Here is a 22689-nt window from a genome sequence, read left to right as displayed (position 1 = left end):
GCTTTTTTATTCACTTAACTTATTCTAATAATTAGAGATTCCCTGAACCGTAGCAAGGAAGCATACCAATGCCATTCATTATATGTTCAGGGGTTACGCGGAAAAAATCGCTTAGAACAAGGCAAAGATTGCTGCAAGCTAGTTGCTCTAACTTCAAAATCTTTAACGAAGTTATTAGCGATTTTAGCCAGTAAAAATGAACAGATAATTGATGGGATTAGTATTTTATGTTCAAAAACAAGCACTTTATTATCGCTCTGTTGATCGCCCCAATTCTGTCTTTGATCGCTTATTTCGGTACAGACATGGCTCTGAGTGAAAAGCCTCATGCCGCTAAAGAAGGGGAAAGCTACAAACTCGCCAGCAAGTCGAATTGCCGTTATACCAGTGGCTTGTGTGATATGGAGAATGGTGACTTTAAAGTGAAGTTTCGCTCAGAAAAGCTGACTCAAGATAGCCTAGAGTTGTCTTTACATGCGGCTTATCCACTGGAAGGAGTGAAGCTTTCAGTCGTGGATAGCCAAGAGCAAAACGCACAACCAATTGACATGAAGCCAGTGGATCAAGCCGGACAAAGCTGGACCATCACTTTGCCTAAGCCTGCATCAGCCGAGAGTTGGCTACGTGTTGCGATTCAATCTGAAGGCACGCTCTACTACGGTGAAACGCAAACAGCGTTTGTGAAATACGAAACCCTGTTTACGGACAAATAACTTACTTGCTCCATAAGGCTTGAAGACGCATTTGAGCCAACCTTATCTCGCGAAAGAATACCGAGCTTAATTGTAGGGATTGAGCTCTCCCACTTCAGCCGATACTGAGTCCGAGTATCGGCTTTTTTTGTTGTGTTATTTCCTCAAAAAAGCTGTGGTTGCTAATCGACAATTAATTGATAATAATTATCATTATCTTAAGTATCGAGGTAACTATGGACAGCAGCCAAGCCATCTACAACGCCTTTTTTAAAGCGCAAGACCGATTCCTTCATGTGTATGCGCCAAGCGGCTTCGAACCCGATGTGATCCATGATTACATCCATTGGGGTATGGTGCTGTCGTCCATCTACGATCACGATGCAGAGCACGAAAACCTGTTGCTGTGCGAGCTGTATTTGCGCCAAGTCTACTTCCATCTACTTGATGCCATTCAGGACCCTGCGCGCAGCCGCATCTTCCGCCGAGTCTGCCTCGATTCTATTCACACTCCGCTACTTTGTCTCAAACGTTACTACTACCAATTTGAGGATGGCGATGTGAAATTTCTCTCATTACAACAACAATTACGTCTGATACAGACGCCACTCGATTAAACAAAAGGAACCTACCATGACCACGGAATTCCGTATCGAAGCGGACAGCATGGGCGAAGTCAAAGTCCCAGCCAACGCTTTGTATCAAGCCCAAACTCAACGCGCTGTCGATAACTTCGCTTTCAGCAAACACACCATGCCGGCTGGCTTTATCCAAGCTCTCGCTCACATCAAACAAACTGCAGCGCTCACAAATGCTCAACTTGGCTTGCTAGAAGGTGATATTGCCAATGCTATAGCCGATGCCGCTCAAGCAATCATTGATGGTAAGCACCTCGACCAATTCCCTATCGATGTATTCCAAACCGGCTCGGGCACCAGCTCCAACATGAATGCCAACGAAGTGATTGCAACATTGGCGTCTGAGCACCTAGGCGGAACAGTCAATCCAAATGATCACGTCAACATGGGTCAAAGCAGTAACGACGTAGTGCCTACTGCGATTCAAGTTAGCTCGGCAATTGCGATTGAGAAACAGCTACTGCCTGCACTGTCCCACCTAAGTGAAACACTAGAGACTAAGCAACAAGCCCTGAAAGATGTGGTGAAAACAGGTCGTACGCACCTCATGGATGCGATGCCAATTACCTTCGCCCAAGAGCTTGGTGGTTGGCAGTTCCAAATCGAGCACGCCAAACAAGCCATTGAGCAAACACTGTCAGCTGTGAAAGCGTTAGCCCAAGGCGGAACAGCGGTGGGGACAGGGATCAACGCCGATCCACGCTTCGCCGAACTTTTTGCCGATAACCTAACGCAATCAACGCGCATCGAGTTTGCTTCAAGCAAAAACTTCTTCTTCAATCTCAGCAGTCAGGATGCGATCGTTGCCCTATCGGGGCAGCTCAAAACAACAGCAGTTGCGATCATGAAGATCGCAAACGATCTTCGCTGGATGAACTCAGGTCCACTAGCTGGCTTAGGTGAAATTGAACTGCAAGGCTTACAACCGGGCTCTTCTATCATGCCGGGTAAAGTGAACCCTGTAATTCCAGAAGCAGCAGCTATGGCGTCGGCACAAGTGATTGGTAACGACGCAACCATTACCGTTGCCGGTCAATCGGGTAACTTCCAACTTAACGTGATGCTGCCAGTGATAGCTCACAATGTATTAGAAAGCATTGAACTGCTGTCGAACAGCGCCGTTGCTTTGGCAGACAAAGCCGTCGCGACGTTTGAAGTGCGCCAAGACAACCTTGATGTTGCACTGGCGAAGAACCCGATTCTGGTCACCGCACTTAACCCTGTGATTGGCTACTTAAAAGCAGCCGAAGTAGCGAAGAAAGCCTACAAACAAGGTCGCGCGATCATTGATGTCGCGGAAGAAGAAACAGACTTAGATCGCGCAACATTAGAAAGATTGCTCGATCCAGCCAAACTGACTCAAGGCGGCGTTGCAGAATAAGCCACCGACCGATCACCCCCTTAAAGCAAAAGACCTCCAATCGGAGGTCTTTTTTCTAAGCGACTCGATTGAGTACTGAACGCAGTTTCAAAGGTTTCACCGGTTTGGCGATAAAACTGAACCCATTGGCTTTAATGCCTTCCATCATGTCATCGGTTCGGTCGGCACTGATGATCACCCCTTCAAAACGGTTACCCAGACGTAAACGGCATTGCTGCAACACTTCCAATCCTGTTCGACCATTGTCTAAACGGTAATCGGAGAAAATGACATCCGGCAGCCAATCGTCTTCGAGCGCTTTCAGACTCTCAACGATGTCGGTCGCAATGCGAATATCACAGCCCCAACGCGAGAGTAGATTTTCCATTCCGACCAGAATATCTGGCTCATTATCGACACACAGCACACGAATATGGCTCAAGTCAGATTGTGCACTCTTCACAGCTTTGACTGCCGGAATATGGACCTTCTCTGCCTTATCTAAGGTAATCGAGAACACGCTACCTTGACCAAACCAAGAGCGCATCGAGATTTCATGCCCTAGCACTTGAGCAATACCTTTCGAAATAGCCAAACCTAACCCTAAACCTTGGTCAGAACGCACTTGAGTACCACGATTAAACTCTTCGAAGATCTCTTGTTGCTTCTCTTCTTCGATACCCATGCCGTTGTCCCATACATCAATACGCACTCGCCCTTGAACACGACGAACACCGAGTGCCACTTTGCCATTTGGGCTATAACGGAACGCATTGGTGAGGAAGTTCTGTACCACGCGGCGTAGCAATTTCGGGTCAGATTTCACCATCAAAGACGACGGGATCATAGTGAACTCAATGCCTTGTTGTTTCGCCAGCGCACTGAATTCCGCATTCAAGTTTGCCAACACATCATTGACTGCAAAGCCATGCACATTGACGTCCAGCTTGCCCGATTCCAAACGCGATATATCCAGCAAGTCACCGATCAAATCTTCCGCTGCGCCTAATGCACTCTCAATGTGAGTCGACAGCTTTTGGGTTTCACTGTCTTTGGCGACTTCCGACAATGAAGAAGCAAACAGACGAGCGGCATTCAGCGGCTGCATCAAGTCATGGCTTACCGCGGCTAAGAAGCGCGACTTGGACTGTGACTCATGCTCAGAACGTTGGGTCGCTGCCACCAGCTGTTTGTTCAGTTGTTCCAATTCACGAGTACGAGCACGAACGCGTTCTTCTAGTGTCTCATTAGCATCTTTCAGAGCTTGCTCCGCATCGCGGAACACGGTGATATCGGTAAAGCTCATCACGAAGCCGCCACCTGGCATCGGGTTACCTTGCACTTCAATTACGCGACCGTCAGGACGCACACGGGAAGAAGTATGTCGCGTGCCTTGCTCAAGGTGATAAACACGGCGACGAACGTGGTCTTCAGGGTCACCCGGACCACATAAACCTTGCTCAGCATTATGACGAATCACATCCGCAATCGGACGCCCAACCTGAATCAAACCCGGAGGAAAAACAAATAACTCCAGATAACGTTGGTTCCACGCCACCAGCCTTAGTTGCTTGTCGACCACTGCGATGCCTTGTCCAATGTGTTCAATCGCACCTTGCAATAAACCACGGCTGAAATCGTACAGCTCTGAGGCTTCATCAACGATGGTCGCCACTTCCTCAAGCTGCATATTTCTGCCTTGCAAGGCAGAAGTAAGTACTAACTTAGCTGAAGAGGCACCAAACACACCTGCGAGTACACGTTCGGTGTGTCGAATCAAGGTAGAGGGAGCTTGTTGGTTGGGAAGCAGCTCCTCGCGTTGCTGACTCCAATAGGTTTGAAAGGCGGATTTCACTCGCGTGCGTCCCACAAATCGTGACGCTAACATCTCCAGTTCACTGACCGTTACACGGCTCTGATACAAGCTGATGTTTTCACTCTCAGGCAACGGCGTACCAACGAATGACGCCGATTGTAAGCGTTCACTTATGCTTGGGCGCGTAGCTAGTGATACCGCGACAAAACACGCGGTATTCGCCACCACGCTGAGGATCATGCCCCAGTCAGAAACAGCAATACCAAAACCTGCCAATAAATCAGGTGGAGTGATCAACCAAATCAGCAAGTTGTTGCTTGCATCGCCCGCCAGCATGTCGGTTTGGCTCATTAAAGTAATCAACCAAATGGTGAACCCCACCAGCAGACCGACATACACGCCTTTCTTGTTGCCCTGACGCCAGTACATACCGCCAAGCAGAGACGGAGCAAACTGGGTAATCGCAGCAAACGAGAGAAAACCTATCGCAGAGAGTGAGTGGATACTATCTAAAGCCTGATAAAAGCCCCATGCACCAATCAAAAGAAGCAGAATAAGTCCGCGACGTATACGTAATAACAGTGTAGAAAAATGGTGATGATTACGCTTTGATAACTTCATCCGACGCAGAATCAGCGGCATCACCAAATCGTTAGATACCATGATCGCTAAGGCAATGGTCGAGACGATGACCATGCCACTTGCCGCGGAAGTACCGCCCAAAAATGCCAGCAAAGCGATGTCATTCGCGCCCACTGCCATCGGCACGCTGATCACGTACGTATCGGCAGGGCTGCCACTCAACAAGCTTTGCCCTACCCATGCGATTGGCAGAACGAAAATGCCCATCAGAATCAGATACAACGGGAACAACCAACGCGCGACGTGTAAGTCTTGCGCGCGTTCATTCTCAACCACCATGGTATGGAACTGACGTGGCAAACAGACAATCGCCAGCATGGTCAGAATGGTATGAATCAGCAAGGTTGGAATGTTAGGTGACTCATAGGTTTCAGCAGCAATATCGGCAAGGTGGAAGCTCTCGGTATCCATCGCGAGCCAAACAATAAACACGCCCACCACTAAAAACGCCACCAACTTGAGCACTGATTCAAACGCTATCGCCATCATCATGCCGCGGTGGTGTTCGGTGTTATCGATATGACGCGTACCAAACAGCATGGTGAAGATCGCCATCGCCCCGACAACAAACCAAGACACACTATAGTTTTGATAACTGAGGTCGGATGCTAAATCTGGCGCGATGATCTCCAATCCCATGGTGATGCCGCGCAATTGCAAAGCGATATACGGAAGAATGCCTGCCACCGCGATTAAGGTGACAACCACCGCCAAGCCTTGCGATTTACCATAGCGGGCGGCAATGAAATCGGCAATGGAGGTGATGTGCTCGCGCTTGGCAATCAAGATCAGCCGAGCGAGGACGCGCCAGCCGATGGTAAACACGATGATCGGCGCGATATAGATGGGTAGGAAGGACCAAGGATTGTTGCTCGCCTGTCCGACCGTGCCGTAGAAGGTCCACGACGTACAGTACACCGCAATCGACAAACTGTAGATCCATGGTCGCCAACGCGCTAACCATCTCTTTTGTTTGTCACCGTACCAAGCGATTAAAAACAGGATTCCCAAATACGCCAAAGAAACGGGAATCACTAGCCATCCTTGCATCCGATATCCTTTCTTACTTTTCTTGCCTTTCTTGCTGTTTTTAAAGCAAGGAATAAAAAAACCTCTCCATAAGGGAGAGGTTTCATTTAACACTGCTTTCACAACAGAGACAAAGGTTAGTTTTTAATCTCTGTCACAGAAGCTTAATTCTGTGCTTCAGGCGCATTGGCTGAGAGATCAACCACATTACTTTCATCATTTTGAGGATCAACTTTGATAAACAGTGCAATAAAGCCCATCGCCGCCATCAACCAGAAGATATTCGCACCCCAGTGCTCGTAGCCCCAACCACTGATCACTGTCATCAACGCGATAAACGCACCCAGTGGAATTGCATTATATAGTGCCTGCAATGCCACCATCTTGTTCTCTGCTGAGTTCTGGATGTATTGAATGGCAGCAATGTGCGCCATTGCAAACGTCACGCCGTGAAGCATTTGCACTACCACCAACGCCAAAATAGAGGTCGTAGACGCAGTCATTCCCCAACGTAGCATCACACCACCAGCCGCAACCACAAACAGAGTGCACAAAGACCAGCCAGCGAATAGACGCTTACTCAGAGCAAACACAGCAACTTCAGCTGCCACGCCCAAGCTCCACAAGTAACCAATCACATCTTCTGAGTGACCAGCCGCTTTCCAGTGAATCGCGCTAAAACCGTAGTACGCCGCATGGCTGCCTTGGATTAACGCCATTAATACAAGGAACTTCACAACTGGTTTATCCGTCAGCAACGCTGAGAGTTTTGGACGCTCAGAATGTTGACCTTCGCGTGTCACTGGCATTGGGTTGGTGTTACGCATTGCAAACAAGAGCGAGATAAACACACCGACCATTGCCGTGTACAAAATCATGTCAGAGCCAAACTCTGCCACCAAGTAACCCACCACAGTCGAGCCTGCAATAAAGGCAACCGAGCCCCACAAACGGGTACGACCGTAATCGAGCATTTTCAAACGAGCGTAGTAGTTCGCCATCGCATCAGACAGAGGCACTACAGGACCACAACACAAGTTAAACAAGACGGTGGCAAGCGCCATCAACCAGAAGCTGCCGCCAGTGAAAAAGTGGAAACCAACAAATATAAGGGCAGCAAAACTCAACCAGCGCAATGCAGGCATTAGGTGTTCGACTTTATGCAAACGTGGGGTAAGTACCATGTTCGCCACACAACGCGTCGCTAAACCTAGACCCACTAACAGACCAATATCTGTCGGAGAAACGCCCTGCTCTTTAAACCACAACGACCAAAATGGCAGATACACGCCATACGCAAAAAAGAATCCGAGAAAGTACTGGGAAATCCAGCCATACGGAGAGGGTTTCAACATCACTGACATCCTAAAAAACGACAAAAACTAACGACTTCCGCCACGTAAACGTTTGGGACGCGGAATTATGGATCGCAATGCGTAATAGAAAAAGGGAAGAATCGGCAACTTACCGTTTCCTCAATGGCACAGGGTCTCGAAATGCAAAATTAGATTGTGACGATTTAGACCAAAGTCGTCTGGCTTCGGCAGGGAAATTTGTCAGACTTAGAATGTGTTCCCACCAAATTTAGGTGCTCTCATGCCTGACAAATTTAATATGCAATCTCCACCGTTCGACCGCCTGACTGACGCACAGCAAAATCGACTGCGCTCGTCTCTTGATGTGGCGTACTACCGAACGCGAGATGTCATCTTAGCTTGTGGGCAAGACAACCCTCACCTGCACGTGCTGATTAAAGGTGCCGTAGAAGAGCGCTCAAAAGATCAAGACGAAGTGTTTGCTCACTACGCCAACGACGACATGTTTGATGTGCGGTCTTTGTTTGAAGAAAGCGTGCGCCATCAATATGTGGCACTGGAAGATACCCTCTCGTATTTGCTACCGAAAGAAGTATTTCTTGAGCTGTACAACGAGAACGGACAGTTCGCTGCCTACTTCGATAACAACTTATCCAAACGCCAAGCCCTCATTGAAGCGGCTCAACAGCAGCAAAACCTCGCCGAATTCATTCTGACTAAAGTCGATAGCAGCATCTATCATCCACCGATGCTATTAGCACCTGATATGCCAATTAATCAGGTCACTAAAACACTTAAAGACAATGGCATTGATGCCGCTTTGGTTCAGCTTAACCAAGATGACCCACGCCTAGAGCAATATCCATCAGCGCATCCCTACGCGATAGTGACTCGAACCAATATGCTCCATGCCGTGATGCTTGACGACCACTCACTCGATACACCAGTAAGTGAGATCGCTACCTTCCCTGTTTATCACGTGGATGATGGTGACTTCTTGTTTAACGCCATGATCACCATGACGCGCAATCGCATGAAGCGTCTAATGGTGTGTGAAGGCAATCAAGCGGTCGGCATGTTGGACATGACGCAGATCCTCAGTGCGTTTTCCACTCACTCACACGTACTAACACTCAGCATTGCGCGAGCAACCAGCGTGGAAGAGTTAGCCCTTGCTTCCAATCGGCAGCGTCAGTTGGTGGATAGCTTGCTGACCAACGGGATCCGCACTCGCTTCATCATGGAGCTGATATCTGCCGTGAACGAGCAAATCATCGAAAAAGCGTTTGAGCTTGTGGTACCACCAGCACTGCACGATCACTGTTGTCTGATCGTACTTGGCTCGGAAGGTCGTGGAGAACAAATCCTCAAAACCGATCAAGACAATGCACTGATCATCCAAGATGGGCTGGAATGGGAACATTGCGCCGAAGTAATGCAAACCCTCACCCACACCTTGCAGCAACTGGGTTATCCACTCTGCCCGGGCAAAGTCATGGTTAATAATCCGAAGTGGGTTCGAACGCAGCACGACTGGATTAAAACGCTCGATGGTTGGATTGCTAAAGCGCAGCCTGAACAAATCATGGATTTAGCCATCTTCAGTGATGCCCATGCAGTCGCAGGCAATCGAGAATTACTAACGCCTATCGCAGATCACCTCAGAGACAGCATGAAAGATCGTATGTTGATTCTGTCCGATTTCACTCGCCCTGCACTGCAATTTTCCGTGCCTCTTACTCTGTTTGGCAACGTAAAAAGTGCTAAAGACGGGCTGGATATTAAGCGTGGTGGCATTTTCCCAATCGTGCATGGTATTCGCACCTTGGCATTGGAATACGCGATTGAAGAGAAGAACACCTTCGAGCGTATCGAAGCACTGAGAAACAAACGTATCTTAGAACCAGAAACCGCAGACAATCTCAATGAGGCGCTGAAGCTGTTCTTCAAGATCCGTTTGAACCAGCAATTGAGTAAGCAAGAAGCATTGAACAACATCGACATCAAACAGTTAGACAGGACAGAACGAGACCTGTTGCGCCACAGCTTACACGTGGTGAAGAAGTTTAAGCAGTTCTTAGGCTTCCACTATCAAATCCGTGATTAGAGTCTTTTAGGCAAATAAGACGAGAGGTAACAGGGATGAATTGGCTACAAAGGAAATACTGGCATTACAAGCTGAAGGGCTCACCTTATCAGCCACTGTTTTGTTCGCCGCAAAAAGGCGAATTTGTCTCTCTCGATTGCGAAACCACCAGCTTGGACCCAAATCGAGCCGAGCTGGTCACCATCGCTGCGACCAAAATCATCGACAATCGCATCATCACCAGCAAACCGTTCGAAGTTCGACTTCGCGCCCCGCAATCACTCGATTCAGGCTCGGTAAAAATTCACCATATCCGCCATCAAGATTTGGTGGATGGCATCAGCGAAAAAGAAGCGCTCATTAAGCTGCTCGACTTTATCGGCAATCGTCCTTTAGTCGGCTACCACATTCGCTATGACAAAAAGATCCTCGACCTCGCTTGTCTGAGGCATTTAGGCTTTCCACTACCTAACCCGCTCATCGAAGTGAGCCAGATTTATCACGACAAGCTAGAACGTCATTTACCTAACGCCTACTTCGACTTAAGTCTTGATGCGATTTGTAAGCACCTCGAACTGCCGATTCAAGACAAACACGACGCTCTGCAAGACGCAAAATCCGCGGCTTTGGTGTATGTGCGCCTAACCAAAGGCGATTTACCAAACCTGAGCGTGCCTTATACCCAATAGGTTCAATACGCAGCTTTCGATCCACCTCCCACATTCGCTTTAAATTCAGCAATATCGCGGCGCATTCCTCACTCTCATCCTAAAGTCTAATTGTGGAAATACGCGCTGTGACTGACAGTTATATGCACAGCAACGTTCTTGATGAATCACAGACTAAAGAACGGAAACCGCCCTACAAAAGACGAAGGTCGAGAATTAAAGGCACAAGGAGAGAAGCCATGAGCGAAGCCCACGTTTATCCGGTAAAAGAAAACATTAAAAACCATACGCATGCGGATAATGACACTTACCTAGCCATGTATCAGCAGTCGGTAAGCGACCCTGAAGGCTTCTGGAGCGAACACGGTAAAGTTGTCGATTGGATTAAGCCATTCACTCAAGTTAAAAACACCTCTTTCGATACTGGTCACGTCGACATTCGTTGGTTCGAAGACGGCACGCTGAACGTATCTGCAAACTGTATTGACCGCCACCTTGCCGAGCGTGGCGATGAAGTCGCGATCATCTGGGAAGGCGATGATCCTGCCGACGACAAAACCCTTACATTCAAAGAACTACACAAAGAAGTGTGTAAGTTCTCTAACGCACTAAAAGAGCAAGGCGTGCACAAAGGCGACGTGGTTTGTCTTTACATGCCAATGGTGCCAGAAGCGGCTATCGCAATGCTGGCATGTACGCGTATTGGTGCGGTTCATACCGTGGTATTTGGTGGTTTCTCGCCAGAAGCACTGTCCGGTCGTATCATCGACTCAGATGCGAAAATCGTTATCACCGCTGACGAAGGCGTTCGTGGTGGTCGCGCAGTACCACTGAAGAAAAACGTTGATGAAGCACTGACAAACCCAGAGGTGAAGACCATCGACAAAGTTGTCGTTCTAAAACGCACGGGCGGCGACATTGATTGGCACGAGCACCGTGACGTTTGGTGGCACGAAGCAACGGCTGTCGTTTCTGATGTGTGCCCACCAGAAGAGATGAAAGCAGAAGACCCTCTGTTCATTCTTTACACTTCAGGCTCAACAGGTAAGCCAAAAGGCGTGCTGCACACCACAGGTGGTTACCTAGTGTACGCGACCATGACCTTCAAGTACGTGTTCGATTACCAAGAAGGTGAAACGTTCTGGTGTACGGCGGATGTGGGTTGGATTACAGGTCACACTTACTTAATTTACGGTCCACTGGCGAACGGTGCGAAGACCATTCTTTTCGAAGGTGTACCAAACTACCCAAGCACGGCTCGCATGAGTGAAGTGGTTGATAAGCATCAAGTAAACATTCTCTACACTGCACCAACAGCGATTCGTGCACTAATGGCAAAAGGTAACGAAGCGGTAGCCGGAACATCTCGTTCAAGCCTGCGTGTAATGGGCTCAGTAGGTGAACCTATCAACCCTGAAGCATGGGAGTGGTACTACAAGACCATTGGTAATGAAAACTCACCTATCGTTGATACTTGGTGGCAAACAGAGACAGGCGGTATCTTGATTGCGCCACTACCAGGTGCAACCGATCTTAAGCCAGGCTCAGCAACTCGCCCATTCTTCGGCGTACAACCAGCGCTAGTGGACAACATGGGTAACATCATTGAAGAGACCGCAGCAGAAGGTAACTTAGTGATCCTTGATTCATGGCCAGGTCAGATGCGTACTGTTTACGGCGACCATGAGCGCTTTGAGCAAACCTACTTCTCTACCTTCAAAGGCATGTACTTCACCAGTGATGGCGCACGTCGTGACCAAGACGGTTATTACTGGATCACAGGTCGTGTAGATGACGTACTGAACGTTTCAGGTCACCGTATGGGTACCGCAGAGATTGAGTCAGCACTGGTTGCACACGATAAAATTGCGGAAGCAGCGATTGTCGGTATCCCTCACGACATCAAAGGTCAGGCAATTTACGCATACGTCACGCTTAATGATGGTGAGTTCCCATCAACTGAGCTGCACAAAGAGGTGAAAGACTGGGTACGTAAAGAGATTGGTCCAATCGCGACACCAGACGTGCTGCACTGGACTGACTCTCTACCAAAAACTCGCTCCGGTAAAATCATGCGCCGCATCCTACGTAAGATTGCAACGGGTGATACCAGCAACCTAGGTGATACTTCGACACTGGCAGATCCAAGTGTTGTAGACAAGCTAATTGCAGAGAAAGCAGAACTGGCATAACACCCAGCCCCTGTTTTAAACGCTAGCCCTAAAAGCCACCATTGCATATGGTGGCTTTTTTGTGCGTGGACGCAAAATAAACCACAGAAAGCACATGGCAATTATGTTGTTTTTGTTAACTTGGTTACAGAAACGGCGGGGGTTATTGGGAGATTAGACCAGTAAATTGCTGCTAATTGCTGTGAATTAGCTATAATCTTGGTCGATTTTTTAAAATTTGCTCGGTTTTAACAAAAAAATCGTGCTGAATTATCGTATATTTGGGAATATAAACGTTCCACTCACGATAAAGGAAGATAGCAACATAATGTCTGCAAAGTCACGGATTCTAGTTCTAAACGGACCAAATCTTAATCTATTAGGTCTGCGTGAACCGACACATTACGGTAACAACACCCTAGCACAGATTGTTGACGCATTGACTGAACAAGCTCACAACTCTGGGGTGGAACTTGAACACCTGCAATCGAATCGTGAGTACGAACTGATTGAAGCTATCCACGCTGCATATGACAAAGTGGACTTCATTATCATCAACCCAGCGGCTTTCACTCATACCAGTGTCGCGCTGCGTGATGCATTACTTGGCGTAGCCATCCCATTTATCGAAGTGCACCTATCGAACGTTCACGCTCGTGAGCCGTTCCGTCATCACTCTTATCTGTCTGATAAAGCAGAAGGTGTGATTTGTGGCTTAGGTGCACAAGGTTATGAATTCGCTCTGTCTGCAGCAATCGCGAAATTGCAGGCAAAGTAAACCAAACACTCTGCAGCCCTTTGGGGTTGTCTTAATCACAAGATAAAAGAGAAAGAAAAGATGGATATTCGTAAAATCAAGAAGCTAATCGAGTTAGTTGAAGAATCTGGCATTGCTGAGCTAGAAATCTCTGAAGGTGAAGAGTCAGTACGCATCAGTCGTAGTGGCCCTGCAGCTGCTCCAGCACCAGTTCATTACGCAGCAGCTCCAGTAGCAGCACCTGCACCAGTGGCAGCAGCTCCAGTAGCAGACGCACCAGCAATGGCAGCAGAAGCGCCAGCAGCAGTTCCTGCAGGTCACCAAGTTCTTTCTCCAATGGTTGGTACTTTCTACCGCTCACCAAGTCCAGACGCGAAATCATTCGTTGAAGTTGGTCAGAGCGTAAATGCTGGCGACACACTATGTATCGTTGAAGCAATGAAAATGATGAACCAAATCGAAGCGGACAAATCAGGTGTTGTAACTGCAATCCTAGTTGAAGACGGCCAACCAGTTGAATTCGACCAACCACTAGTTGTAATCGAATAAGCGGGGCTTGCCTTATGCTAGATAAAGTAGTCATCGCGAACCGAGGTGAAATTGCACTTCGTATCCTTCGCGCTTGTAAAGAATTAGGCATTAAGACTGTGGCAGTTCACTCAACAGCTGACCGCGATCTTAAGCACGTACTACTTGCAGACGAAACAGTATGTATCGGTCCTGCTCGTGGTATCGACAGCTACCTAAACATCCCTCGTATCATTTCTGCAGCAGAAGTGACGGGTGCAATTGCGATTCACCCGGGTTACGGCTTCCTATCTGAGAACGCAGACTTTGCTGAACAAGTAGAGCGTAGCGGTTTCATCTTCGTTGGTCCTAAAGCAGACACCATCCGTATGATGGGTGACAAAGTGTCCGCAATCAACGCAATGAAAAAAGCAGGCGTTCCTTGTGTACCAGGCTCTGACGGTCCACTAGATAACGACGAAGACAAAAACAAAGCTCACGCTAAGCGTATCGGCTACCCAGTAATCATCAAAGCCTCTGGTGGCGGCGGTGGTCGTGGTATGCGTGTTGTACGTTCTGAAGCAGAACTTGTTCAAGCTATCGCTATGACGCGTGCAGAAGCAAAAGCGGCGTTCAACAACGACATGGTTTACATGGAGAAATTCCTAGAAAACCCTCGTCACGTTGAAGTACAAGTGATTGCTGATGGTCAAGGCGGTGCTATCCACCTAGGTGAACGTGACTGTTCTATGCAGCGTCGTCACCAGAAGGTTGTTGAAGAAGCTCCAGCACCAGGTATCACTGAAGAGATGCGTAAATACATCGGTGAACGTTGTACACGTGCATGTCTAGAAATCGGTTACCGCGGCGCAGGTACGTTCGAATTCCTATACGAGAACGGTGAGTTCTACTTCATCGAAATGAACACTCGTATTCAGGTTGAGCACCCAGTAACAGAAATGGTTACCGGTGTTGACCTAATTAAAGAACAGCTACGCGTAGCAGCAGGTCAACCACTGTCATTCACTCAGGATGACATCAAGATCCGCGGCCATGCGATTGAGTGTCGTATCAACGCAGAAGACCCTGAGCGCTTCCTACCTTCACCAGGTAAGATTGAACGCTTCCACGCACCAGGCGGTATGGGTGTTCGTTGGGAATCTCACATTTACACAGGCTACACAGTACCACCTCATTACGATTCAATGATTGGTAAACTGATCACTTACGGTGAGAACCGTGATGTAGCGATTGCACGTATGAAGAACGCACTAGGCGAGATGATCATTGAAGGCATCAAGACTAACGTTACTCTACAAGAATCAATCATGAATGATGAGAACTTCCAGCACGGTGGTGCAAACATTCACTACCTAGAGAAGAAGCTAGGCCTACAATAAGCCTTCGCTAACCTCATAATAAATGCCCACATCTGTGGGCATTTTTGTTTTGTATAAAGTCTATACTCAAACAAATCGTAGAGTTCTGGTAAACTCTGCGCCACTTCATTCACTTTAAGAGCAAAAACAAATGCCTTGGATTCAAATCAAACTCAACGCGACCAATGAAAACGCTGAGCAAATCGGCGACATGCTAATGGAAGAGACTGGTGCGCTGTCTGTAACATTCCTAGACGCGCAGGATACGCCTGTATTCGAACCTCTACCTGGCGAAACTCGCTTATGGGGCGATACTGACATTCTGGCACTGTACGATGCAGAAGCTGATACAAACTTCATCATCACTCAAATCAAAGCAAGCGGCATGCTTACTGACGATTTTGCTTACAAAGTAGAACAGCTAGAAGACAAAGACTGGGAACGCGAGTGGATGGAAAACTTCCACCCAATGAAGTTCGGCGAACGCCTATGGATTTGCCCAAGCTGGCGTGAAATTCCAGAGCCAGACGCAGTAAACGTAATGCTAGATCCGGGTCTTGCATTCGGTACAGGTACTCACCCAACTACGGCATTGTGTCTTGAGTGGCTAGAAGGTCTCGATCTATCAGGTAAGACGGTTATCGACTTCGGGTGTGGCTCAGGCATCCTAGCGATCGCAGCGATCAAACTAGGTGCAGAAAAAGTTATCGGGATCGACATTGATCCTCAAGCACTACAAGCATCTCGCGACAACGCTGAACGTAATGGCGTTGCCGATCAACTTGAAGTGTTCCTACCTCAAAACCAACCTGAAGGTCTAATTGCAGACGTTGTGGTTGCGAACATTCTTGCTGGTCCTCTACGTGAACTAGCACCAATAATTAAAGGTTTGGTGAAACCAAATGGTGACCTTGCGATGTCGGGTGTTTTAGACACTCAAGCAGAGGATGTAGCAAACCATTACCGTGACGAGCTTCACATTGACCCAATTGTGGAGCAAAGTGAATGGTGTCGTATCTCTGGTCGTAAGCAAGGCTAGACAAGGTTTTCAGGGCTAATTGTTTGAATTTCATACAAATTACAAAAACAATTTGTAAATGCTCAAATATTAGTCTTTTCACGCAGTAAAAAAATGCGTAAAATGCGCGCCCTTGCTGGTACAGAACTGTGATGACGTTTTGAAAATCGGAAACTATCAACTTAAGAACAATCTAATCGTAGCCCCTATGGCTGGTGTAACGGATAGACCGTTTCGCGAGTTGTGTCTTCGCTATGGTGCGGGAATGGCCGTCAGTGAAATGATGTCTGCTAACCCGAAACTATGGGGAACGTCAAAGTCGAAACAGCGCATGGTACATGAAGGCGAATCGGGCATTCGCTCTGTACAGATTGCCGGTTCCGATCCACAGCTTATGGCCGATGCGGCTCAATTCAGTGTTGAAAACGGTGCGCAAATCATCGACATCAACATGGGCTGCCCAGCAAAGAAAGTGAATAAGAAGCTGGCGGGTTCTGCACTGCTTCAATACCCAGACATCATCAAAGAGATTTTGACTGCGGTAGTGGACGCGGTAGACGTTCCTGTAACGTTAAAGACCCGTACTGGCTGGAACACAGAAAATAAAAACTGTGTTCACATCGCTAAATTAGCCGAAGACTGCGGCATACAGGCTCTTGCACTGCATGGCAGAACAAAAGCGTGTATGTACAAAGGTGAGGCCGAATATGACAGCATTAAAGCGGTTAAACACGCTATATCCATTCCGGTTATCGCAAACGGTGATATCGATAGCCCGGAGAAAGCGAAGTTTGTACTGGAGTACACCGGTGCAGACGCTTTAATGATTGGACGCCCTGCCCAAGGTCGTCCTTGGATTTTCCAGGAAATCCATCACTATTTGGAAAACGGCACCACAATGGATGAGCTTCCAAGTGAGGAAGTGAAAGCCATTATGCTTGGTCATGTTAACGCTCTGCATGATTTCTATGGAGAGTTCTTAGGTCCACGTATCGCGCGCAAGCACGTTGGGTGGTATCTAAAGGAACATGAACAAGCAAGTGAGTTTCGCCGTACCTTCAACGCTATCGACGCAGCTGAGCTGCAACTTGAGGCGTTAGAAGGTTATTTTGATAACGTTGCATCATAATTAAGAGAAGAGCTAGACCGAATATGTTCGAACAAAATCTGACTTCAGAAGCATTAACAGTAACTACAGTAACGTCACAAGACCAGATTACTCAAAAGCCTTTACGTGACTCTGTTAAAGCGTCTCTTAAAAACTACCTAGCTCAACTAAACGGCCAGGAAGTAACAGAACTATACGAATTAGTTCTAGCTGAAGTTGAACAGCCACTATTAGATACCATCATGCAGTACACTCGCGGTAACCAAACTCGCGCAGCAACTATGATGGGTATCAACCGCGGTACTCTTCGCAAAAAACTTAAAAAGTACGGCATGAACTAATAGGTTCATACAGTATTTTTGTAAAAAAGGCTTGGTCAGCAATGATTAAGCCTTTTTTATTTTTTGTTCCTCGCAATCCTGTATTTCATCCTCCCTTACCTTCTCTTACCAACCCTTTGTACAAACGTTAGTCAAGCCTGATACATTGAACTGTGATCAGTATTGATTGTGAACTCAATATAAACAGATATAATCAAAGACTTACATTGGATAAAGGAACTAACCTCATGATTTACAAAGAAAGGGAAGATTGGCTTCACGCCATTCTGAATACTCTCCCTGATCATGTCTTTATCCTCAATGAAAACGGTCGCTATATTGAAAGCTTTGGTGGCACTTACCACTCAAAGAAATTCAATGCCGAAAGTTACACTAACCTCTCGTTAAACGATGTTTTGTCATCAAGTAAAGCTTCTGAATTAATAAGTTATATTGATGATGTAATTCGCTCTAATGAGCCAAAAGTCGTCAAATACAGCATCGCACTACAAGACCACCTACTAATGCCAATAGAAGAGCTAGAAGCGTTAGACAACCCAGAGGAAACCTGGTTTGAAGCGATCATCAAACCTGTTGAAAGCTTACAAGGCGACGAAAGTTGGGTAATTTGGTCTGTTCGTGACGTAACGAAAACACACCTACTTGAAAAGCGCCTGAAAGAGCTCTCAGAGACTGATGAGCTAACTGGTGTAATGAATCGACGAGCATTCTTAACCAGCCTAGATAAAGCTCTGAACTCGCATTCTCGCCTATCTCAAACACTCTCCTGCGTCATGATCGATATTGACCACTTTAAAGAGATAAATGACCAAGTCGGTCACTTCTCCGGAGATCAGGTGATCAACCATGTAGCAAAGATATGCCAACGAGCAATCCGTGGCACTGACTTTATTGGTCGGTTAGGAGGAGAAGAGTTTGCAGTGATTTTAGTCAACACCAGCGCGATTCAAGCCTATGATGTAGCAGAAAGGATCAGAGGTGCGATTCAAAACGCCCCATGCCAAGTTGATGGTATCGAAATCAGCACAACCGTAAGTATTGGTGTCGCAGAATATGACGGACAAGTATCTAATGCTAAAGAGCTCATGATTAACGCTGATAAAGCCATGTATTACTCAAAGCACTCTGGACGCAACCAAGTAACACTTCATCACGACTGTATTCCTGATGTCAAAATACAGCACTCCTTAAACCTAAATATCCAAAAGGTTTCTTAGCCCTTCGCTCTTCATCCCCCTTATCTTACATCACCTTATCCACGCACCCTCCAAAACACTCACACGCAGTTCTTTTGCCTAATCGAGTCATAGGACTAGACACAAGCTCGATGTGTTTTAATAGCGAGTTTGAGGCTGTTCTAAAGGCAATGAGAAGTAGTGGCATTGTGAGAGGTTAGGTAATGCGTTAGCACTATCTCATGATCAAGTTAGTCACAGGAAAGATATACAGGGATTGGAAAGTGGTGCGACTTTATAAGAAGGGCTCTGGTGATCAGATTTACTTTGCTCCAAACGTAAAAAAGCCCACTCTCTCGAGTGGGCTTCTTCAAATTTAAAGCCTGGCGATGTCCTACTCTCACATGGGGAAGCCCCACACTACCATCGGCGCTAATTCGTTTCACTTCTGAGTTCGGAATGGAAGTCAGGTGGGTCCAAATCGCTATGGTCGCCAAGCAAATTCTTTAATTCGGAAAACTGATTTTAAGTTCTACTTACACACATTCAATGTTCTTACATTGAGTCCATCAAAACCCCTTGGGTGTTGTATGGTTAAGCCTCACAGGCAATTAGTACAGGTTAGCTCAACGCCTCACAACGCTTACACACCCTGCCTATCAACGTTCTAGTCTCGAACAACCCTTTAGGATACTTAAAGTATCAGGGAAGACTCATCTCAGGGCTCGCTTCCCGCTTAGATGCTTTCAGCGGTTATCGATTCCGAACTTAGCTACCGGGCAATGCGTCTGGCGACACAACCCGAACACCAGAGGTTCGTCCACTCCGGTCCTCTCGTACTAGGAGCAGCCCCCTTCAATCTTCCAACGCCCACGGCAGATAGGGACCGAACTGTCTCACGACGTTCTAAACCCAGCTCGCGTACCACTTTAAATGGCGAACAGCCATACCCTTGGGACCGACTTCAGCCCCAGGATGTGATGAGCCGACATCGAGGTGCCAAACACCGCCGTCGATATGAACTCTTGGGCGGTATCAGCCTGTTATCCCCGGAGTACCTTTTATCCGTTGAGCGATGGCCCTTCCATTCAGAACCACCGGATCACTATGACCTGCTTTCGCACCTGCTCGAACCGTCATTCTCGCAGTCAAGCGGGCTTATGCCATTGCACTAACCTCACGATGTCCAACCGTGATTAGCCCACCTTCGTGCTCCTCCGTTACGCTTTGGGAGGAGACCGCCCCAGTCAAACTACCCACCAGGCACTGTCCGCAACCCCGATTAGGGGTCGACGTTAGAACATCAACACTACAAGGGTGGTATTTCAAGGACGGCTCCACACAATCTAGCGACCGTGCTTCAAAGCCTCCCACCTATCCTACACATGTAGGGTCAATGTTCAGTGCCAAGCTGTAGTAAAGGTTCACGGGGTCTTTCCGTCTAGCCGCGGGTACACTGCATCTTCACAGCGATTTCAATTTCACTGAGTCTCGGGTGGAGACAGCGTGGCCATCATTACGCCATTCGTGCAGGTCGGAACTTACCCGACAAGGAATTTCGCTACCTTAGGACCGTTATAGTTACGGCCGCCGTTTACCGGGGCTTCGATCAAGAGCTTCGACCGAAGTCTAACCCCATCAATTAACCTTCCGGCACCGGGCAGGCGTCACACCGTATACGTCATCTTACGATTTTGCACAGTGCTGTGTTTTTAATAAACAGTTGCAGCCACCTGGTATCTGCGACTCTCAATAGCTCCATCCGCAAGGGACTTCACCGTCGAGAGCGTACCTTCTCCCGAAGTTACGGTACCATTTTGCCTAGTTCCTTCACCCGAGTTCTCTCAAGCGCCTTGGTATTCTCTACCCGACCACCTGTGTCGGTTTGGGGTACGATTCCTTACAATCTGAAGCTTAGAGGCTTTTCCTGGAAGCATGGCATCAATGACTTCACTACCGTAGTAGCTCGACGTCGTGTCTCAGCCTTAAAAAGAGCCGGATTTACCTAACTCTTAAGCCTACGCACTTGAACCTGGACAACCGTCGCCAGGCCCACCTAGCCTTCTCCGTCCCCCCATCGCAATTGTAAGAAGTACGGGAATATTAACCCGTTTCCCATCGACTACGCCTTTCGGCCTCGCCTTAGGGGTCGACTTACCCTGCCCCGATTAACGTTGGACAGGAACCCTTGGTCTTCCGGCGAGGAGGTTTTTCACCCCCTTTATCGTTACTCATGTCAGCATTCGCACTTCTGATACGTCCAGCATGCGTTACCACACACCTTCAACCGCTTACAGAACGCTCCCCTACCCAATGTACTAAAGTACATTGCCGCAGCTTCGGTTTACTACTTAGCCCCGTTACATCTTCCGCGCAGGCCGACTCGACCAGTGAGCTATTACGCTTTCTTTAAATGATGGCTGCTTCTAAGCCAACATCCTGGCTGTCTGAGCCTTCCCACATCGTTTCCCACTTAGTAGTAATTTGGGACCTTAGCTGGCGGTCTGGGTTGTTTCCCTCTCCACGACGGACGTTAGCACCCGCCGTGTGTCTCCCGGATAGTACTTACTGGTATTCGGAGTTTGCAAAGGGTTGGTAAGTCGGGATGACCCCCTAGCCTTAACAGTGCTCTACCCCCAGTAGTATTCGTCCGAGGCGCTACCTAAATAGCTTTCGGGGAGAACCAGCTATCTCCAGGTTTGATTGGCCTTTCACCCCTAGCCACAAGTCATCCGCTAATTTTTCAACATTAGTCGGTTCGGTCCTCCAGTTGATGTTACTCAACCTTCAACCTGCCCATGGCTAGATCACCTGGTTTCGGGTCTATATCCAGAGACTGAACGCCCAGTTAAGACTCGGTTTCCCTACGGCTCCCCTAGATGGTTAACCTTGCCACTGAATATAAGTCGCTGACCCATTATACAAAAGGTACGCAGTCACACCACGAAGGTGCTCCTACTGCTTGTACGTACACGGTTTCAGGTTCTATTTCACTCCCCTCACAGGGGTTCTTTTCGCCTTTCCCTCACGGTACTGGTTCACTATCGGTCAGTCAGTAGTATTTAGCCTTGGAGGATGGTCCCCCCATATTCAGACAGGATATCACGTGTCCCGCCCTACTCGATTTCACTTTATATGCGTTGCCGGTTACGGGGCTATCACCCTGTATCGCACAACTTTCCAGAAGTTTCACCTGACGCATAAAAAGCTTAAGGGCTAGTCCAATTTCGCTCGCCGCTACTTTCGGAATCTCGGTTGATTTCTTTTCCTCGGGGTACTTAGATGTTTCAGTTCCCCCGGTTCGCCTCGCTGCGCTATGTATTCACGCAGCGATACTAGCTTATGCTAGTGGGTTTCCCCATTCGGAAATCCCAGACTCAAATGGTTTTTACTACCTAATCTGGGCTTATCGCAAGTTAATACGTCCTTCATCGCCTCTGACTGCCAAGGCATCCACCGTGTACGCTTAGTCACTTAACCATACAACCCGAAGGAGTTTCGAGTTGATGAACAAGTCACCAAAGTTGTCTGCAATTTTTATACATGATGCAGACTTGATTTTGCCGGACTCAAATTCCAAGAACACTTGAATGTGTTGTATTGGTGTTTGTCATAAAGACAAACATTGAGAACTTTACAAACAAACTTAAAAGTTTGTTTTGTCAGCTTTCCAAATTGTTAAAGAGCTAGATTTCTTTCGAAACCATTTTTAAAAGCACTCATCGAATGCGCTTAAAGATGGTGGAGCTAAGCAGGATCGAACTGCTGACCTCCTGCGTGCAAGGCAGGCGCTCTCCCAGCTGAGCTATAGCCCCATCAAGGTGTCGATACTGTATGCCAATTCCTTGGGAAGGGAATTGGTGGGTCTGAGTGGACTCGAACCACCGACCTCTCGCTTATCAGGCGAACGCTCTAACCACCTGAGCTACAGACCCAGTATCGTCTCTTTTTTATAAACCGTATCAATCTGTGTGGACACTCATCGT

General features: G+C 47.7%; 15 protein-coding genes, 2 tRNA genes and 2 rRNA genes. 13 read left to right on the top strand and 6 right to left on the bottom strand.

Translation table 11 applies throughout. From position 1 onward, the window contains the following. Positions 1-227: 227 nt before the first annotated feature. The 3 genes from QMY49_RS15670 (at position 228) to QMY49_RS15660 (ending at position 2711) form a co-directional block, all read left to right on the top strand. On the top strand, positions 228-713 hold the full coding sequence (locus QMY49_RS15670; RefSeq protein ID WP_283312296.1) for a hypothetical protein: 486 nt from the start codon (positions 228-230) through the stop codon (positions 711-713). Between the two features lie 215 nt (positions 714-928). After that, positions 929-1309 (top strand): hypothetical protein, encoded by a 381-nt coding sequence (locus QMY49_RS15665; RefSeq protein WP_017190957.1) that lies wholly within the window; start codon positions 929-931, stop codon positions 1307-1309. Between the two features lie 16 nt (positions 1310-1325). Next, positions 1326-2711: a class II fumarate hydratase gene (locus tag QMY49_RS15660; protein ID WP_283312292.1), complete on the top strand. Its 1386-nt coding sequence runs from the start codon at positions 1326-1328 to the stop codon at positions 2709-2711. A 55-nt stretch (positions 2712-2766) separates the two neighbouring features. Here the strand turns inward: QMY49_RS15660 and QMY49_RS15655 are convergent, their stop codons facing one another. Continuing rightward, positions 2767-6198, bottom strand: coding sequence for a hybrid sensor histidine kinase/response regulator (locus QMY49_RS15655; RefSeq protein WP_045482554.1), 3432 nt, complete (start codon positions 6196-6198; stop codon positions 2767-2769). A gap of 143 nt (positions 6199-6341) precedes the next feature. Beyond that, positions 6342-7532 (bottom strand): 3-phenylpropionate MFS transporter, encoded by a 1191-nt coding sequence (locus QMY49_RS15650; RefSeq protein ID WP_283312289.1) that lies wholly within the window; start codon positions 7530-7532, stop codon positions 6342-6344. 241 nt (positions 7533-7773) lie between these two features. Here QMY49_RS15650 and QMY49_RS15645 point away from each other — a divergent pair, with 241 nt between their 5' ends. The 10 genes from QMY49_RS15645 (at position 7774) to QMY49_RS15600 (ending at position 18745) form a co-directional block, all read left to right on the top strand. Further along, positions 7774-9600, top strand: coding sequence for a DUF294 nucleotidyltransferase-like domain-containing protein (locus QMY49_RS15645; protein WP_283312287.1), 1827 nt, complete (start codon positions 7774-7776; stop codon positions 9598-9600). Positions 9601-9635: 35 nt separating this feature from the next. Continuing rightward, positions 9636-10268, top strand: coding sequence for a 3'-5' exonuclease (locus QMY49_RS15640; RefSeq protein WP_005440406.1), 633 nt, complete (start codon positions 9636-9638; stop codon positions 10266-10268). A 218-nt stretch (positions 10269-10486) separates the two neighbouring features. Continuing rightward, positions 10487-12439 (top strand): acetate--CoA ligase, encoded by a 1953-nt coding sequence (gene acs / locus QMY49_RS15635; protein WP_283312286.1) that lies wholly within the window; start codon positions 10487-10489, stop codon positions 12437-12439. 307 nt (positions 12440-12746) lie between these two features. Continuing rightward, positions 12747-13196, top strand: coding sequence for a type II 3-dehydroquinate dehydratase (gene aroQ / locus QMY49_RS15630; RefSeq protein WP_005448261.1), 450 nt, complete (start codon positions 12747-12749; stop codon positions 13194-13196). 60 nt (positions 13197-13256) lie between these two features. After that, complete coding sequence (gene accB, locus QMY49_RS15625) at positions 13257-13724, top strand: acetyl-CoA carboxylase biotin carboxyl carrier protein (protein WP_009698908.1); 468 nt, start codon at positions 13257-13259, stop codon at positions 13722-13724. A gap of 14 nt (positions 13725-13738) precedes the next feature. Then, entirely contained in the window at positions 13739-15082 is a 1344-nt protein-coding gene (gene accC / locus QMY49_RS15620) for an acetyl-CoA carboxylase biotin carboxylase subunit (RefSeq protein WP_005440401.1), read from the top strand. A 130-nt stretch (positions 15083-15212) separates the two neighbouring features. Next, positions 15213-16100: a 50S ribosomal protein L11 methyltransferase gene (prmA, locus tag QMY49_RS15615; RefSeq protein WP_009698909.1), complete on the top strand. Its 888-nt coding sequence runs from the start codon at positions 15213-15215 to the stop codon at positions 16098-16100. Positions 16101-16239: 139 nt separating this feature from the next. Continuing rightward, a complete protein-coding gene (gene dusB, locus QMY49_RS15610) occupies positions 16240-17208 on the top strand; it encodes a tRNA dihydrouridine synthase DusB (protein ID WP_005448258.1) in 969 nt (322 codons plus the stop codon). 23 nt (positions 17209-17231) lie between these two features. Beyond that, a complete protein-coding gene (gene fis / locus QMY49_RS15605; protein WP_000462885.1) occupies positions 17232-17528 on the top strand; it encodes a DNA-binding transcriptional regulator Fis in 297 nt (98 codons plus the stop codon). A gap of 227 nt (positions 17529-17755) precedes the next feature. Then, positions 17756-18745 carry a sensor domain-containing diguanylate cyclase gene (locus QMY49_RS15600; protein ID WP_269992662.1) on the top strand — a complete coding sequence of 330 codons (990 nt, stop codon included), beginning with the start codon at positions 17756-17758 and terminating at the stop codon, positions 18743-18745. Between the two features lie 339 nt (positions 18746-19084). Here the strand turns inward: QMY49_RS15600 and rrf are convergent. From rrf to QMY49_RS15580, 4 genes are all read right to left on the bottom strand, one after another. Then, positions 19085-19201: ribosomal RNA gene (gene rrf / locus QMY49_RS15595) — 5S ribosomal RNA — on the bottom strand. A gap of 92 nt (positions 19202-19293) precedes the next feature. Next, positions 19294-22183 (bottom strand): 23S ribosomal RNA (locus QMY49_RS15590). Positions 22184-22442: 259 nt separating this feature from the next. Further along, a tRNA-Ala gene (locus QMY49_RS15585) sits at positions 22443-22518 on the bottom strand. A 43-nt stretch (positions 22519-22561) separates the two neighbouring features. Then, a tRNA-Ile gene (locus tag QMY49_RS15580) sits at positions 22562-22638 on the bottom strand. Positions 22639-22689: the final 51 nt, after the last annotated feature.

The sequence above is a fragment of the Vibrio harveyi genome (assembly GCF_030060435.1).
In the GTDB taxonomy this organism is placed as follows: domain Bacteria; phylum Pseudomonadota; class Gammaproteobacteria; order Enterobacterales; family Vibrionaceae; genus Vibrio; species Vibrio harveyi.
Note: the sequence above shows the minus strand (reverse complement) of the source record. Positions and strands in the feature narration are given on the sequence as shown.